Annotated in this window: 12 protein-coding genes; 5 read left to right on the top strand and 7 right to left on the bottom strand. The window is 58.4% G+C overall.

Features of this window, described 5'->3' with window-relative positions; all coding sequences use genetic code 11:
• The first annotated feature begins 1,034 nt into the window (after nucleotides 1-1,034).
• Both N2K86_RS05585 and entD read left to right on the top strand, forming a co-directional pair.
• Nucleotides 1,035-2,063, top strand: coding sequence for a YadA-like family protein (locus N2K86_RS05585; RefSeq protein WP_260660764.1), 1,029 nt, complete (start codon nucleotides 1,035-1,037; stop codon nucleotides 2,061-2,063).
• 83 nt (nucleotides 2,064-2,146) lie between these two features.
• A complete protein-coding gene (gene entD / locus N2K86_RS05580; protein WP_260660763.1) occupies nucleotides 2,147-2,821 on the top strand; it encodes an enterobactin synthase subunit EntD in 675 nt (224 codons plus the stop codon).
• Here the strand turns inward: entD and N2K86_RS05575 are convergent.
• The 6 genes from N2K86_RS05575 to betT form a co-directional block, all read right to left on the bottom strand.
• Nucleotides 2,775-3,614 carry a metal ABC transporter permease gene (locus N2K86_RS05575; RefSeq protein ID WP_260660762.1) on the bottom strand — a complete coding sequence of 280 codons (840 nt, stop codon included), beginning with the start codon at nucleotides 3,612-3,614 and terminating at the stop codon, nucleotides 2,775-2,777. The two genes, entD and N2K86_RS05575, sit on opposite strands and share 47 nt — an antisense overlap.
• Nucleotides 3,611-4,468, bottom strand: coding sequence for an iron/manganese ABC transporter permease subunit SitC (gene sitC, locus N2K86_RS05570; protein WP_260660761.1), 858 nt, complete (start codon nucleotides 4,466-4,468; stop codon nucleotides 3,611-3,613). The genes N2K86_RS05575 and sitC overlap by 4 nt, the downstream gene beginning before the upstream one ends.
• The gene (locus N2K86_RS05565) at nucleotides 4,465-5,271 is read right to left on the bottom strand and encodes a manganese/iron ABC transporter ATP-binding protein (RefSeq protein WP_260660760.1); all 807 of its coding nucleotides are present in this window, start codon (nucleotides 5,269-5,271) and stop codon (nucleotides 4,465-4,467) included. The genes sitC and N2K86_RS05565 overlap by 4 nt, the downstream gene beginning before the upstream one ends.
• A gap of 2 nt (nucleotides 5,272-5,273) precedes the next feature.
• Nucleotides 5,274-6,185: a metal ABC transporter substrate-binding protein gene (locus N2K86_RS05560; protein ID WP_313771638.1), complete on the bottom strand. Its 912-nt coding sequence runs from the start codon at nucleotides 6,183-6,185 to the stop codon at nucleotides 5,274-5,276.
• A 172-nt stretch (nucleotides 6,186-6,357) separates the two neighbouring features.
• On the bottom strand, nucleotides 6,358-7,344 hold the full coding sequence (locus tag N2K86_RS05555; protein WP_260658920.1) for an IS110 family transposase: 987 nt from the start codon (nucleotides 7,342-7,344) through the stop codon (nucleotides 6,358-6,360).
• A 264-nt stretch (nucleotides 7,345-7,608) separates the two neighbouring features.
• Nucleotides 7,609-9,642, bottom strand: coding sequence for a choline BCCT transporter BetT (betT, locus tag N2K86_RS05550; RefSeq protein WP_260660759.1), 2,034 nt, complete (start codon nucleotides 9,640-9,642; stop codon nucleotides 7,609-7,611).
• A 128-nt stretch (nucleotides 9,643-9,770) separates the two neighbouring features.
• On the opposite strand from betT, the gene betI reads away from it, so the two are divergent.
• The 3 genes from betI to betA are packed head-to-tail and all read left to right on the top strand — an operon-like array spanning nucleotide 9,771 to nucleotide 13,522.
• The gene (betI, locus tag N2K86_RS05545) at nucleotides 9,771-10,358 is read left to right on the top strand and encodes a transcriptional regulator BetI (protein WP_260661633.1); all 588 of its coding nucleotides are present in this window, start codon (nucleotides 9,771-9,773) and stop codon (nucleotides 10,356-10,358) included.
• Between the two features lie 13 nt (nucleotides 10,359-10,371).
• Nucleotides 10,372-11,844 carry a betaine-aldehyde dehydrogenase gene (gene betB, locus N2K86_RS05540; protein ID WP_260660758.1) on the top strand — a complete coding sequence of 491 codons (1,473 nt, stop codon included), beginning with the start codon at nucleotides 10,372-10,374 and terminating at the stop codon, nucleotides 11,842-11,844.
• A 13-nt stretch (nucleotides 11,845-11,857) separates the two neighbouring features.
• Entirely contained in the window at nucleotides 11,858-13,522 is a 1,665-nt protein-coding gene (gene betA, locus N2K86_RS05535) for a choline dehydrogenase (RefSeq protein WP_260660757.1), read from the top strand.
• A gap of 90 nt (nucleotides 13,523-13,612) precedes the next feature.
• Here the strand turns inward: betA and N2K86_RS05530 are convergent, their stop codons facing one another.
• A complete protein-coding gene (locus N2K86_RS05530; RefSeq protein WP_260660756.1) occupies nucleotides 13,613-14,311 on the bottom strand; it encodes a GNAT family N-acetyltransferase in 699 nt (232 codons plus the stop codon).
• Between the last annotated feature and the right edge of the window lie 86 nt (nucleotides 14,312-14,397).

Here is a 14,397-nt window from a genome sequence, read left to right as displayed (position 1 = left end):
CCTGGTATGTGCAGGTGACTTCAGAAGATGGCAAAACAGGTAAGACCGCAGGCAGGATACACCGAGAGGTAACAAGGGCAAGTTAGCCCGTAGAGGATGATTGGTACCTGCCTGGCGGATTTCATCATGGTTCGGGATAAAAAATCCCATCAGAAACCGGATATATGGCTGCACCTACCCGTTTTATTACCGAACTGAAGAAAACATTGCATTCCGGGAGCGTCCATATACGTTACCTCCGCCCGTCCCCGACAAGCCGGAAGGAATAAGCCGAAGGCACCGCGAAGCGGCGATTTACCGCCGGGAGCCCGGGTCGCCAGGGCGGCGGCGATTGCAGATTGAGCCGCCCTGGCACGTTCACAGGTCATGTTCTTACAGAGTAGCAAGGAGCATAAAGTGAACGGAATGACCACCAGAGCCGTATGTTCCCCCTCACCCCAGCCCTCTCCCTCAAGGGAGAGGGGGTCGTCCGTGCTGGTATTATTTTGTGGGGATCCATCAGCCCCGTGGGAGAAGACCGGGGTGAGGGCATCAGATCGCATATCCCCCTTCATCTGAAAGTTTACTTTCGCCCCTTCAAATAAAAGTCTACATTTATAAATCTGATATAATTCGTTGTGTTTACATTGCCATCAACCGTTATTCACCACAAGCTTTTAACAAACACCCAATTTATTTCTCCTGATATTCAATTTAATTATTTAAAATAATAAAACATAAATTAATACAATAAAAAACTTGTTGTCTCGCCATAAGAAACGACTGTAATCTCTGCCACGCCCGTCAGTCACGGCGGTAAGCACCTATAAACACTGCAATCAGGAAAGGACCGCGGCGTAAAAAGCCGAGGCGTACGTACGCACGCTGTAAAAGCATTCGCACGTTTATGAGAATAGTTTTTAATTACAAGCATCAGAGTTGTAACGCTGGTCAGTAATTAAAACCCTGGGCAGAACATAATCAAAAGGAATAACCTAAGGATTTCCATTGTGAATCCCTGGTCCGCTCTATATTTAATTTAATGCGAGTTTACAATGAAGAAATCTATTATTGCTGTTCTACTTTCTGCTGTTATTACTCCTGCGGCCTTTGCTGATTCATTTTCCGTGGAATTAGACCAAAACGGTAATATCGTTCAGGGCGTGCAAAATCCTGCTCAGGGAATATTTGACGTCAAGCCAACCGCGGGAAAGGTTACCTTGTTCGGTACAGAAAATACGGTGGCAAACCTTGATCAGATTCAGAACAACCTGAACCTCATTCAAGACCATCAAAGCCAAATCACGGTAAACAGAATTACGATTGATACCAACGCAAAGAATATCGCCCAGAATAAAATAGCTATCGACGACAACACGCACGAGATCGACACTAACGCCCAGCAGCTCCGCGCTACCGCAAAACAGGTCGGTGATAACCGCGACGGCGTCGCTGCCAATAAAGTCGGCATCAAAGCCAACGCCGATGCTATTGCGCAGAATAAGAACGCTATCGGCGACAATACCCAACAAATCAACAACAACGCCCAGCTAATTCGCTCTACAGAAAAACAGGTTGGCGAAAATCGCACGGTCCTTATGGCAAATAAAGGCGATATTGTCACCCTGACTCAGGATACAAAGGTTGCCCAAACCACGGGGGAATACGCGCAGTCTCGCGCTCAGACCGCCATGCAAAACGCCGAGAAAAACCGTGCGGCACTGGTCGCATCCAACAAGAAGATTGCCGAGAACACCGTCGAGCTTGCCGATCATGAGCAGCGTATTGAGACGCTTGAGCAAAGCAATAGCAGCAATTTTGGCAAGCTGAAAAATGAAGTGGAAGATAACCGTAAGCGTGCCTCTGCGGGTATTGCAGGCGTTGCCGCAATGGCCAACATCCCGCAGGTTACTAACACGCAAAACTTCTCCGTAGGCGCTGGCGTGGGCAACACCGATGGTGAAAATGCGTTGGCGGTCGGTTTCTCTGCACGCGCAACGGAAAATGTCGTGGTTAAAGCCTCCGTATCTAACGATACACAACACAACTTTGTGGCAGGTGGCGGCATCGCCTACGGCTGGTAATCCCGCTCGCCGGGTGGCATTTGCTTACCCGGCCCCCTAATCTGCGTTAAAGTTAACGTTTTCTGAAACAGGCGAGAGCGCGCATGCAGGTGAACCACTCTACATTTCTTCTGGCTGGCCTGACCGTTCATCACGTCTCCTTCGACCCCGCCACCTTCACCGAGGCCGATCTCCTCTGGCTCCCCCACCACGCTGAGCTTTCACACGCCGGACGTAAACGTAAAGCCGACCATCTTGCCGGACGCATCGCCGCCGCGCATGCGCTTAACGCGCGTGTTATACCCGACATCGGCCCCAGCGGCGAACCGCTCTGGCCGGACGGTATCTCCGGCAGCATCACCCACAGCGGTACGCAGGCGATGGCGATTGTCGTTCGCGATCGCCATGCGCTTATCGGCATCGATTGCGAAACGATCCTGCCTGAATGCGAAGCCAGAGAGATTAAGGACGGCATCATTGATGCCAATGAAGAACGCGTGCTTTCCCACTCCGGTTACCCGTTCGCCCTTGCACTGACGCTGGTGTTCAGCGCCAAAGAGAGCCTGTTCAAAGCCCTCTTTCCTCGGGTGCAGGCTTATATGGGGTTTGACAGCGCCCGGGTGAAAATGCTTGACGATAAGACGCTTACGCTGGCGTTGACTCGTCAACTGGCAGGTTTTAACGAAGGCGCCGCCTTCACCCTTCACTGGCAACAGCAGGGTGAACAGGCGATCACCCTGCTGTCACACGCTCCTGCCGACGGGCCTTCACGCTGGTGACCCCGAACGTCACGATAAACACCATCGCGAACAGCACTACGATGGTCGGCGCAGGCGCGCTGTCGAGATAAAACGACGCATACACGCCGCTTACCGATACGAGGGCTGAAACGGCTACCGCCACCAGCAGCGCCGAGTGGAAGCGTCGGGTGATCAGCACTGCCACCGCGCCGGGGGCAATCAGCAGCGAAATCGACAAAATAATCCCCACCGCCTTCAGCGTCGCCACGATGGTCAGCGAGACCATACACAGTAAGCCGTAGTGCAGCCAGCGGGTGCGCAGCCCGCTCGCCTGCGCCTGCTGGTAATCAAAGCAGAACAGCAGAAAATCGCGCCACTTCAGGCCAATCACCAGCGCGATCAGCCCCGCCACGATCCCGCTTTGCAGAATGTCCATGCCGTTTATGCCCAGCATATCGCCGAACAGAATGTGGTCGAGATGCACCTCGGGTTTGACGGCGATATAGAGGATCAATCCTGCGCCGAACATACCGGAAAAGACGATCCCCATGACCGTATCCTGCTTGATTCGGCTGTTATCTTTCAGGTATCCGGTGGCGACCGCGCAGAACAACCCGGCCACAAACGCGCCCAGCGCCAGCGGCAGGCTCATCATCCACGCCAGCACCACGCCGGGAAATACCGCGTGGCTCATGGCGTCGCCCATCAGCGCCCAGCCTTTCAGCACCAGAAAAACCGACAGCAGCGCGCAGGGCACGGCCACCAGGAGTGAAATCAGCAGCGCGTTGTTCATAAACGCAAACTGGAAGGGTTCGAGAAGCAGCGCCATCATGGCTGAGCCTCCTGCGCGTGACGCGCCCGACGGCGGCTGGCGAGCAGCCCGTGCTTCGGCGCAAAGACGAACGCCAGCAGGAACAGCAGCGTCTGGGCGACCACGATAATGCCGCCGGTCGCGCCGTCCAGATAGTAGCTGGCCCACGCGCCAAGGAAGCTGGTGATGCTGCCAATGGCGACCGCAATCATCAGCAGGCGCGGAAAGCGATCGGTAAGCAGCCACGCGGTCGCGCCGGGGGTGACCACCAGACAGATCACCAGAAACGCGCCGACGGTTTGCAGCGCCGCCACGGTAGAGACCGCCAGCAGCGTGAAGAAGAGAATTTTCAGGCGTTCAGGGCGCAGGCCGATGGCGCGGGCATGGTTCTCATCAAAAAAGGTCACCATCAGATCTTTCCATTTGAACAACAGGATAACCATCGACACCACGCCGATAATCGCCAGCTGGACGATATCCTCCGGGGCGATAGCCAGAATATTGCCGAGCACGATGGTCTGAATGTTCACCGAGGTCGGGTTGAGCGAAACCATAAACAGCCCCAGCCCGAAAAAGGAGGAGAAGATCAGCCCGATAATGGCATCTTCCTTCAGGCGGCTGCGCTGGTTGAGAAATAGCATGCTGCCCGCCGCCAGTCCGCCCGACAGGAACGCCCCCAGCGAGAACGGCAGCCCGAGCATGTAGGCTCCCGCCACGCCGGGCACGATGGAGTGCGACAGAGCATCGCCGATCAGCGACCAGCCCTTAAGCATCAGATAGCAGGAGAGAAACGCGCACAGCCCGCCCACCATCGCCGAGACCCACATTGCATTGAGCATGTACTCGTAGCCGAAGGGTTCGAGAAGCGCGTTCATTTGGCCTCCTGTCGGTGCGTCACGAAGGGGCGTTCGTCGTCGGTAATAATGCGATCTTCCGAGCCGCTGAGCACCACGTGGCGCAGCACGCCGCTGAAGGCGCGCTCGAGATTCTCGGCGGTAAAGGTGGTTTCCGTCGGGCCGCTCGCCAGCACGGTGCCCTTGACCATCACCGTGTAATCACAAAACTCCGAGACCGAGCCCAGGTTATGGGTCGAGACCAGCATCGTTTTGCCCTCGTCGCGAAGCTCGCGCAGCAGGCTGATGATCCTGGCTTCGGTTTTGACATCCACGCCGGTAAACGGCTCGTCGAGCAGGATCACCTCGCCCTGCTGGGCAATCGCCCGCGCCAGAAACACGCGTTTCTTCTGCCCGCCGGACAGTTCACCAATCTGCCGATGACGCAGCTCAAGCATATCCACGCGCTTCAGGGCGTCCGTCACGATTTGCCTGTCGCGATCTTTGGGCCGACGCAAAAACCCCATGTGCCCGTAGCGGCCCATCATCACCACATCTTCAACCAGCACCGGAAACGACCAGTCAACCTCTTCCGACTGCGGCACGTAGGCGACCAGGTTCTGACGCAGCGCCCGGTGTGGCGGCAGCCCCTGAATGGTGATGGTGCCGCTCGCCGCCCGCACAAAGCCCATCACCGCCTTAAACAGCGTGGACTTGCCGGAACCGTTCACGCCCACCAGGGCGGCAATCGATCCGCACGGCACGCTGAACGACGCGTCGCGCAGCGCCGTGTGGCCGTTGCGATAAGTCACGGTCACGTCGGTTACAACAATCCCTTTCTGCATGCTTACTCCTTCATCCCGTCGCGGATGCCCTGCACCAGCGTGCGGGTGGTGACGTTCAGCAGATCGATATAGGTCGGCACCGGGCCGTTTTCCGCGCTCAGGGAGTCGACGTACAGCACGCCGCCATAGTGGGTGTCGGTTTCCCGCGCTACCTGACGCGCGGGCTTATCGGAGACCGTACTTTCGCTGAACACCGCCGGGATGTGATGTTTTTTCACCAGGTCGATCACCTTGCGCACCTGCTGGGGCGTGCCCTGCTGATCGGCGTTGATCGGCCACAGGTAAAGCTCTTTCATTCCCAGATCCCGCGCCAGATAGGAGAAGGCACCTTCGCTGGTCACCATCCAGCGTTTGTCTTCCGGGATCTCCGCAACCTGCTTACGCAGCGGTTCGAGGGTGGCGGTGATCTTCTGCTTGTAGGCTTCCGCATTGCGTTGGTACGTCTGCGCGTTGGCCGGATCGTATTTCACCAGCGCGTCGCGGATGTTATCGACGTAAATCAGGGCGTTGTCCGGCGACATCCACGCGTGCGGGTTGGGCTTGCCGTTATACGGTCCTTCGCTGATACCCATCGGGGTGATGCCTTTGGTGACAATGACCTCCGGCACGCCGTTCAGGTGCTGATAAAAGCGCTGGAACCAGAGTTCCAGATTCATGCCGTTCGCCAGAATTAGCTGCGCCTTCTGCGCGCGTTTGATATCGCCCGGGGTGGGCTGGTACTCGTGGATTTCCGCGCCCGGTTTAGTGATGGAGGTGACCTCTGCGGCATCCCCCGCCACGTTTTTCGCCATATCAGCGATAACGGTAAAGGTAGTGATAACCTGAAACTTTTCAACTGCCAGCGCGCCGGTCGTGGTCGCAGTCATGAGCAGCGCGCCGAGCAACAGACGCTTCAATCCTTGCAGTGGGTGCATCGCAGAAGTCTCCCGAGGTGATTAAATTCAAAGCAAAATTAGCCTGTGCTATAAGGTATAGCACAGGCTATATTTAAATGAAAATGGTTATCATTAAAGTTATGTCAATGAAGGGCGTGCCTGATGGCGCTTCGCTTATCAGGCCTACGGTAAGGCAGTTTTGTAGATACTGTTATGCCACGCAAGCATTTTCCTGATGCAACGTGACATCGAACGGGCGTCCTGACTTCAGGACGCCATACGCCACCTGCGCCAGCTTACGCATCATCGCTCCGATTATCAGCTTCGCTCCCTTACCGTTCTTTTCCAGACGCGCCCTGAATCCTTTTCCCCACTCCGTTTTGTACAGCGCCACCATCGCGGGCATATACAGCGCCCGGCGAAGCGAGACATGGCCAGCCTTACTCATCCTGCTTGCCCTGTTTACGCTGCTTCCGGATTCATGTTGCCGCGGTGTCAGCCCTGCGAACGCCGCGAACTGCCGCGCCTGCCCGAACCTGTCCTTCAGTCCCACATACGCCAGCAGCACGGCGGACGTCTTTTCACCGATACCCGGTATGCTGTCCAGCAGTTTTCGCCGGTGCTTCAGGTCCGGGTCGTCATCCGTCAGGTCCTTTATCTGTTTCTCCAGCCGCTTCAGCTCCGCTTCCAGCCACAGAAGGTGCGCATCAATGCTCGGCATCTGCACCTCCCGCGCCGTCTCACGGCGGTTCAGCTCCTGCGTGTGCATGTCCGTCAGGGACTGATGCCGCAGTACCAGCGCCCGCAACGCGCGCTCCACCGGATGCGGTGCCTCCCAGGCTGCCGGACGCTTCTGCCGGCAGAACTCTGCCAGCATACGGGCATCCACGGCATCGGTTTTACTGCGCAGGCCTTCGCTCTGCGCAAAGGCTTTACCCAGAGCCGGGTTGATGATGGATACGGTGAAACCGGCATCGCTGAGGGAAGCCGCGACGTCTTCCATATAGGTGCTGGTCGCCTCCATGCAGATGTGGGCCGGAGCCACATTATGGCTGCGGAGCCACCTGAGCAGCTCCTCGTGACCTTTAGGGGTGTTAGTAAACTTTTTGCTGCGGTGACGGCCATCAGGTCGCAACACATCGACATCCAGCTTAGCTTTGGAGACATCGATACCAATAAAGTGAAGTTCCTGTTCCATAGTGAAACCAACCTTGTGAATGCGGATTACCGGGAAAACCGGTCCATGATACTGTCCGGTTTGTCACTTGTGGAGAAGGGGCAGTCCACTGCAGGGATCTACAACACAGGCTCGAGGCCTAAGGCCGGGTACGGCATGTGGACTGCCTGACAGAAAGAACTGGCCGGTTCTTTCTGTACGGGAGGATAATACAAGGCCGGGTAAGCGCAGCGCCACCCGGCAAGAAAGATGGCTGGATTGTTAACGACAGGGGTTTGCCATCAATTAGACATCCGGGAACATCACGCTATTCCCCGGCGCTTCCCTGTGCAGATGGATAAAGTTCAGGTGCCGTTCATACTGGTCCAGAATGTCCGTGATCACCTGCTCCTTGCTGTAATCCATCAAATCATTCCCCTGGCTCCCTTCCAGCAGGAAGGTCTCAAGCCGGTAGTAGGTCGACTTCCCGCTGCGCGCCCGGTAGGTAAACCCGGGCACCGAATACTGCTGCGGCCAGATCTGATAGATAAAGTTCTGCTCGTCGCCCATGTGCACCAGCAGATCCAGGTGTCCCAGGGTTTCGCCCTCCTCTGGCGGCAGTTTTTTCAGCTCCACGTAGGCGCCGCGGAGCTTCAGCTCCTGCGCCACCTCTTCCATCGCCGGGAAGCAGACCGTCTCCATCATCTGTTTGGTGTAGCGCGTGCCCGGGTAGTTCATCAGGCGCGAGAGGCGTTTCTTCCAGCTCAGCCTGTCCTGCGCGCCCAGCGGACGCGGGGCGGTGTCGCGGCTGGCGCTGACGCGGCGGTAGTCTTCCACCTTAAGCGATTTATACAGCCCGGCCATCACGAAGAAGATCACGAAGCTGAACGGCAGACCCATGATCACCGTGGTGTTCTGCAACGCCGAGATGCCGTTGGTCATCAGCATGCCGAGCGTCAGCAGGCCAATGGCGACGGACCAGAAGATGCGCAGCCAGTTCGGCGCGTCGCTGTTGATGTCTTTGAGCTTCGAGGTGAAGTTCCCCAGCACCAGCGCGCCGGAATCCGCCGAGGTGACGTAAAACAGCAGGCCGGTGATGGTCGCCACCGAGGCGCTGAAGGTGAACGCCGGATACTGCGCCAGCAGGCTGTAGAAGCCGCGCTCCGGGTGCGCCATCGCTTCCTGCGCGAAGGTCGCATTGCCGTGGATGATCTCGTGCAGCGCGCTGTTGCCGAAAATCGACAGCCACAGCAGGGTAAAGGTGAACGGGATGATCAGCGTGCCCATCACGAACTGGCGGATGGTGCGCCCGCGCGAAATACGCGCCAGGAACAGGCCGACAAACGGCGACCACGCCACCCACCACGCCCAGAAGAACAGCGTCCAGTTGTTCATCCACTCTACCGGGCGGTCAAAAGCGAAGCTGTTCAGCGTCATGCCCATAAAGCGGTTTACGTAGTCGCCTACGTTCAGCACTAAGGCATTGAGCAGGAACGAGGTATCGCCCATAAACAGTACGAACAGGATCAGCCCCAGCGCCAGCGCCACGTTCAGCTCAGACAGCACGCGGATGCCTTTATCCACGCCGGAGGTCACCGAGATGGTGGCGATAATGACGGAGAGCGCAATCAGCGCCGCTTTCGCCGCCATGGAATCCGGGATATCAAACAGCACACTCAGCCCGTAATTGAGCTGCACCACGCCAATCCCGAGCGTCGTCGCGATACCGAAGATGGTGCCGATTACCGCTGCAATGTCTACGCTGTGGCCAATCGGGCCGTTAATTTTTTTACCGAAAATCGGATACAGCGCCGAGCGAATGGTGAGGGGCAAATTATAACGATAGCTAAAGTATCCGAGCGCCATGCCCATCAGGGCATACATCGACCAGCCGGTCAGACCGTAGTGGAACAGCGTCCAGACCATCGCCTGGCGCGCGGCCTCCATCGTCTGCCCTGCCCCTTCCGGCGGCTGCATATATTGCGTGACCGGTTCCGCCACGGAGAAGAACATTAGGTCGATGCCGATGCCCGCGGCAAACAGCATCGCGGCCCAGCTCAGCAGGCTGAACTCGGGCTTGGACTGCTCGGGCCCGAGCTTCACGGAGCCGAAGCGCGAGCAGGCAATGCAGACGACGAAGACGATATAGAGCGTCGCCGCCAGCAGGTAGTACCAGCCGAAGGTCTTCGACACCCAGTTCAGGGTGCGGCCAATCCACTCGGCAGAAAAATCACGAAAGAAGATGGTTGTCAGGGAAAACAACAAAATCAGCCCGGCGGACGTATAAAAAACGACCGGGTTGATTTTGTCTTTTTCTCTGTCCTGTGAAAGGTCTGTCATCCAGTATCCCCACTGTTTTTGTAACTATTAAAATCCAAATCCGCAACAATTAAGACACATTTTATATTGAACGTCCAATCAAAAACCGCTTTAATGTATAACCAACGCTGATGAATGGAGTGGCAACAATGCCCAAAGTGGGGATGCAGCCGATCCGGCGCAGGCAGCTAATCGACGCCACGCTGGAAGCAATAAATGAAGTGGGAATGCATGACGCGACCATCGCGCAGATCGCCCGTCGGGCGGGCGTGTCCACGGGTATCATCAGCCACTATTTCAAAGACAAAAACGGTCTGCTGGAAGCGACCATGCGCGACATCACCGGCCAGCTGCGCGATGCGGTATTAAGCCGCCTGCACGCCCTGCCGGACGGCAGCGCAGAGCAGCGTTTGCAGGCGATTGTCGGCGGCAACTTTGATGAAACGCAAATCAGCAGCGCGGCGATGAAGGCCTGGCTGGCCTTCTGGGCGAGCAGCATGCACCAGCCGATGCTCTACCGTTTACAGCAGGTGAGCAGCCGCCGCCTGCTGTCGAACCTGGTGTACGAGTTCCGCCGCGAGCTGCCCCGCAAACAGGCCGAAGAGGCGGGCTACGGGCTCGCCGCGCTGATTGACGGGCTGTGGCTGCGCGCCGCGCTGAGCGGCAAGCCGCTGGATAAAACCCTGGCGCAGTCGCTCACCAGCCACTTTATCAGCCAGCATTTACCGACCGACTAACCGAGGAGAATTTATGTCCCGAATGGCAGAACAGCAGCTTTATATCAATGGTGGTTATACATCCGCCACCAGCGGTCGCACCTTCGAGACCATCAACCCGGCCAACGGTGAAGTCCTGGCGAGCGTGCAGGCCGCCGGGCGCGAAGACGTCGACCGCGCCGTAGAAAGCGCAACGCGCGGGCAAAAAATCTGGGCGGCGATGACCGCCATGGAGCGCTCGCGCATCCTGCGTCGCGCCGTCGATATCCTGCGCGAGCGCAACGACGAGCTCGCAAAGCTGGAAACCCTCGACACCGGTAAAGCGTATTCCGAAACCTCAACCGTCGACATCGTCACCGGCGCGGACGTGCTGGAGTACTACGCGGGGCTGATCCCGGCGCTGGAAGGCAGCCAGATCCCGCTGCGCGACACCTCATTCGTCTACACCCGCCGCGAGCCGCTGGGCGTGGTAGCGGGCATCGGCGCGTGGAACTACCCGATCCAGATCGCCCTGTGGAAATCGGCCCCGGCGCTGGCGGCGGGCAACGCGATGATCTTCAAGCCGAGCGAAGTGACGCCGCTCACCGCCCTGAAGCTTGCGGAGATCTACACCGAAGCGGGCGTGCCGGACGGCGTGTTTAACGTCCTGCCGGGCGTGGGCGCGGAGACCGGCCAGTACCTGACCGAGCATCCGGGCATCGCCAAAGTCTCCTTCACCGGCGGCGTCGCCAGCGGCAAGAAGGTGATGGCCAACTCGGCGGCCTCGTCCCTGAAAGAGGTGACGATGGAGCTGGGCGGCAAATCTCCGCTAATTATTTTCGACGATGCGGATCTCGATCTCGCGGCTGACATCGCGATGATGGCGAACTTCTTCAGCTCCGGCCAGGTGTGCACCAACGGCACCCGCGTGTTCGTACCCGCGAAGTTTAAGGCCGCGTTTGAGCAGAAAATCGTTGAGCGCGTGGGCCGCATCCGCGCGGGCGATCTGTTCGATGAACGCACCAACTTTGGCCCGATGGTCAGCTTCCCGCACCGCGACAGCGTGCTGCGCTACATCGCCAAAGGCAAAGAGGAAGGCGCGCGCGTCCTGTGCGGCGGCGACGCGCTGAAGGGCGAAGGCTTTGACAACGGCGCGTGGGTGGCCCCGACCGTGTTCACCGACTGCACCGACGAAATGACCATCGTGCGCGAGGAGATCTTCGGGCCGGTGATGTCCATTCTCACCTATAACACCGACGAGGAAGCCATTCGCCGCGCCAACGACACCGACTACGGCCTGGCGGCGGGCATCGTCACCGCCGATCTGAACCGCGCCCACGGCGCTATTCATCAGCTCGAAGCGGGCATCTGCTGGATCAACACCTGGGGTGAATCCGCCGCGGAGATGCCGGTGGGCGGCTACAAGCACTCCGGCATTGGCCGCGAGAACGGCGTGATGACGCTGCAGAGCTACACCCAGGTGAAGTCCATCCAGGTTGAGATGGGTAAATTCCAGTCCATATTTTAACCGGGAGGTTTATTTGCAATTTGACTACATCATTATCGGGGCCGGCTCTGCCGGCAACGTGCTGGCAACGCGACTGACTGAAGATCCGAACACCACCGTCCTGCTGCTTGAGGCGGGCGGCCCGGATTATCGCTTTGACTTCCGCACCCAGATGCCCGCCGCGCTGGCGTTTCCGCTGCAGGGCAAGCGCTACAACTGGGCGTATGAAACCGAGCCAGAGCCATATATGAACAACCGCCGCATGGAGTGCGGGCGCGGTAAAGGGCTGGGCGGCTCGTCGCTGATCAACGGCATGTGCTACATCCGCGGTAACGCGATGGATCTCGACAACTGGGCGAAAGAATCTGGCCTTGAGCACTGGAGCTATCTCAACTGCCTGCCCTACTACCGCAAGGCAGAAACGCGCGACGTAGGGCCGAACGACTACCACGGCGGCGACGGTCCGGTGAGCGTCACTACCTCGAAACCGGGCGTGAACCCGCTGTTTGAAGCGATGGTGGAAGCGGGCGTGCAGGCGGGCTACCCGCGCACCGAGGATCTCAACGGCTATCAGCAGGAGGGCTTCGGCCCGATGGACCGCACCGTCACGCCGCAGGGCCGACGCGCCAGCACCGCGCGCGGCTATCTGGACCAGGCGAAACCGCGTCCTAACCTGACCATCCGCACCCACGCCATGACCGATCACATTATTTTTGACGGCAAGCGCGCGGTGGGCGTCGAGTGGCTGGAGGGTGAAAGCACCATTCCATCCAAAGCGACGGCGAACAAAGAGGTGCTACTGTGCGCAGGGGCTATTGCCTCCCCGCAGATCCTCCAGCGCTCCGGCGTAGGCAGCGCAGAGCTGCTGAAGCAGTTTGATATTCCGCTAGTGCACGACCTGCCCGGCGTAGGCGAAAACCTGCAGGATCACCTGGAGATGTACCTCCAGTACGAGTGCAAAGAGCCGGTCTCCCTCTACCCTGCCCTGCAGTGGTGGAACCAGCCGAAAATTGGCGCCGAGTGGCTGTTTGGCGGCACCGGCGTGGGTGCGAGCAACCACTTCGAAGCGGGCGGGTTTATCCGCAGCCGCGAAGAGTTCGAGTGGCCGAACATCCAGTACCACTTCCTGCCGGTGGCGATTAACTACAACGGCTCGAACGCGGTAAAAGAGCACGGCTTCCAGTGCCACGTCGGCTCCATGCGCTCCCCGAGCCGCGGGCACGTGCGCATCAAGTCCCGCGATCCGCACCAGCACCCGGCGATCCTGTTCAACTATATGTCCCACGAGCAGGACTGGCAGGAGTTCCGCGACGCGATCCGCATCACCCGCGAGATCATGCACCAGCCCGCGCTGGACAAGTATCGCGGTCGTGAAATCAGCCCGGGCGTCGAATGCCAGACCGACGAGCAGCTGGACGAGTTCGTGCGTAACCACGCGGAAACCGCCTTCCACCCGTGCGGCACCTGCAGGATGGGCTATGACGAAATGGCGGTGGTCGACGGAGAAGGCCGCGTTCACGGGCTGGAAGGACTGCGAGTGGTGGATGCGTCGATTATGCCGCAGATCATCACCGGCAACCTGAACGCCACCACCATCATGATTGGCGAGAAGATTGCCGACGCCATTCGCGGACGCGAGCCGCTGGCGAAGAGCACGGCGGCGTATTATGTGGCGAACGGGGCGCCTGTTCGCCGCTGAGTGCGAACTGCTCCCCTCACCCTAACCCTCTCCCCAAAGGGGAGAGGGGACGATTACACCCTCTACCCTTTGGGGTGAGGGGTAAGCCTTTTACTTCCGGAACTCCTCAAGCCGCTTAACCTGCCGCCCTTCCCCGTCAAAATTCTCCCCCACCAGCCAGGCGCGCAGTTCGGCGTCTCTTTGCGGCCACTCGCCGTCAATAATAGAAAGCATATCGCTGTCGCGGTTACGCCCTTTGCGCACCAGCTTCTGGCGCAGGCGACCTTCCCAGATAAACCCCAGCCGCTCCGCCGCATTTCGTGAGGCGGTGTTCATCGAATCGCATTTCCATTCCAGTCGACGGTACTTATGCTCAAAGGCATTTTTCAGCAGCAGCCACACCGCTTCGGTACCCAAACGAGTGCCTTTCATTTTACGCGACCAGGTGACGTGACCAATTTCCACCGAGCCCTGAAAACGTTCAATCGCCATATAACTCACCAGCCCGACCGCCTTTTCGGTACGCAGATCGATGACGGCAAAGGGCACCAGGTCGTCATCCAGCACCTTTCCGAGCACCCAGTGCGCCGTGGCCTCAACGCTCATGGGCTGAGTACTGGCAAGCCACGTCCAGTCGCTGTCGTCACCCAGCGCATAGGCTTCAAACAAATCAGCCGAATGGCGGTCAGCATCCAGCGGCTCCAGACGGCAGTACTGGCCGAACAGCGGCGTGCGGGTTAAGACCCGGGCGCATTTCCAGTCCGGGACGATATCGTTAACGGTTTGACCATGTTGATTGATTTCGGGCACGACGGTGACTCCCAGGAAGATAAGCGCCTAATAACCAGCCTGTATGCGTTATACCCGGATGGTATAAGCAAAGCAGAATTTCGACT

Origin of the sequence: Enterobacter mori, from assembly GCF_025244905.1 — a bacterium.
Lineage (GTDB): Bacteria > Pseudomonadota > Gammaproteobacteria > Enterobacterales > Enterobacteriaceae > Enterobacter > Enterobacter mori_A.
The sequence above is the reverse complement of the archived record's forward strand: the minus strand, read 5'-3'. Positions and strand labels throughout refer to the sequence as shown.

Bases quoted from the DNA above. Each gene is read 5' to 3' on its own strand.
- N2K86_RS05565 (WP_260660760.1), bottom strand. From the start codon at position 5,271: ATGCAGAAAGGGATTGTTGTAACCGACGTGACCGTGACTTATCGCAAC.
- sitC (WP_260660761.1), bottom strand. From the start codon at position 4,468: ATGAACGCGCTTCTCGAACCCTTCGGCTACGAGTACATGCTCAATGCA.
- betB (WP_260660758.1), top strand. From the start codon at position 10,372: ATGTCCCGAATGGCAGAACAGCAGCTTTATATCAATGGTGGTTATACA.
- N2K86_RS05555 (WP_260658920.1), bottom strand. From the start codon at position 7,344: ATGGAACAGGAACTTCACTTTATTGGTATCGATGTCTCCAAAGCTAAG.
- N2K86_RS05575 (WP_260660762.1), bottom strand. From the start codon at position 3,614: ATGATGGCGCTGCTTCTCGAACCCTTCCAGTTTGCGTTTATGAACAAC.
- entD (WP_260660763.1), top strand. From the start codon at position 2,147: ATGCAGGTGAACCACTCTACATTTCTTCTGGCTGGCCTGACCGTTCAT.
- betT (WP_260660759.1), bottom strand. From the start codon at position 9,642: ATGACAGACCTTTCACAGGACAGAGAAAAAGACAAAATCAACCCGGTC.
- N2K86_RS05560 (WP_313771638.1), bottom strand. From the start codon at position 6,185: ATGCACCCACTGCAAGGATTGAAGCGTCTGTTGCTCGGCGCGCTGCTC.
- betI (WP_260661633.1), top strand. From the start codon at position 9,771: ATGCCCAAAGTGGGGATGCAGCCGATCCGGCGCAGGCAGCTAATCGAC.
- N2K86_RS05585 (WP_260660764.1), top strand. From the start codon at position 1,035: ATGAAGAAATCTATTATTGCTGTTCTACTTTCTGCTGTTATTACTCCT.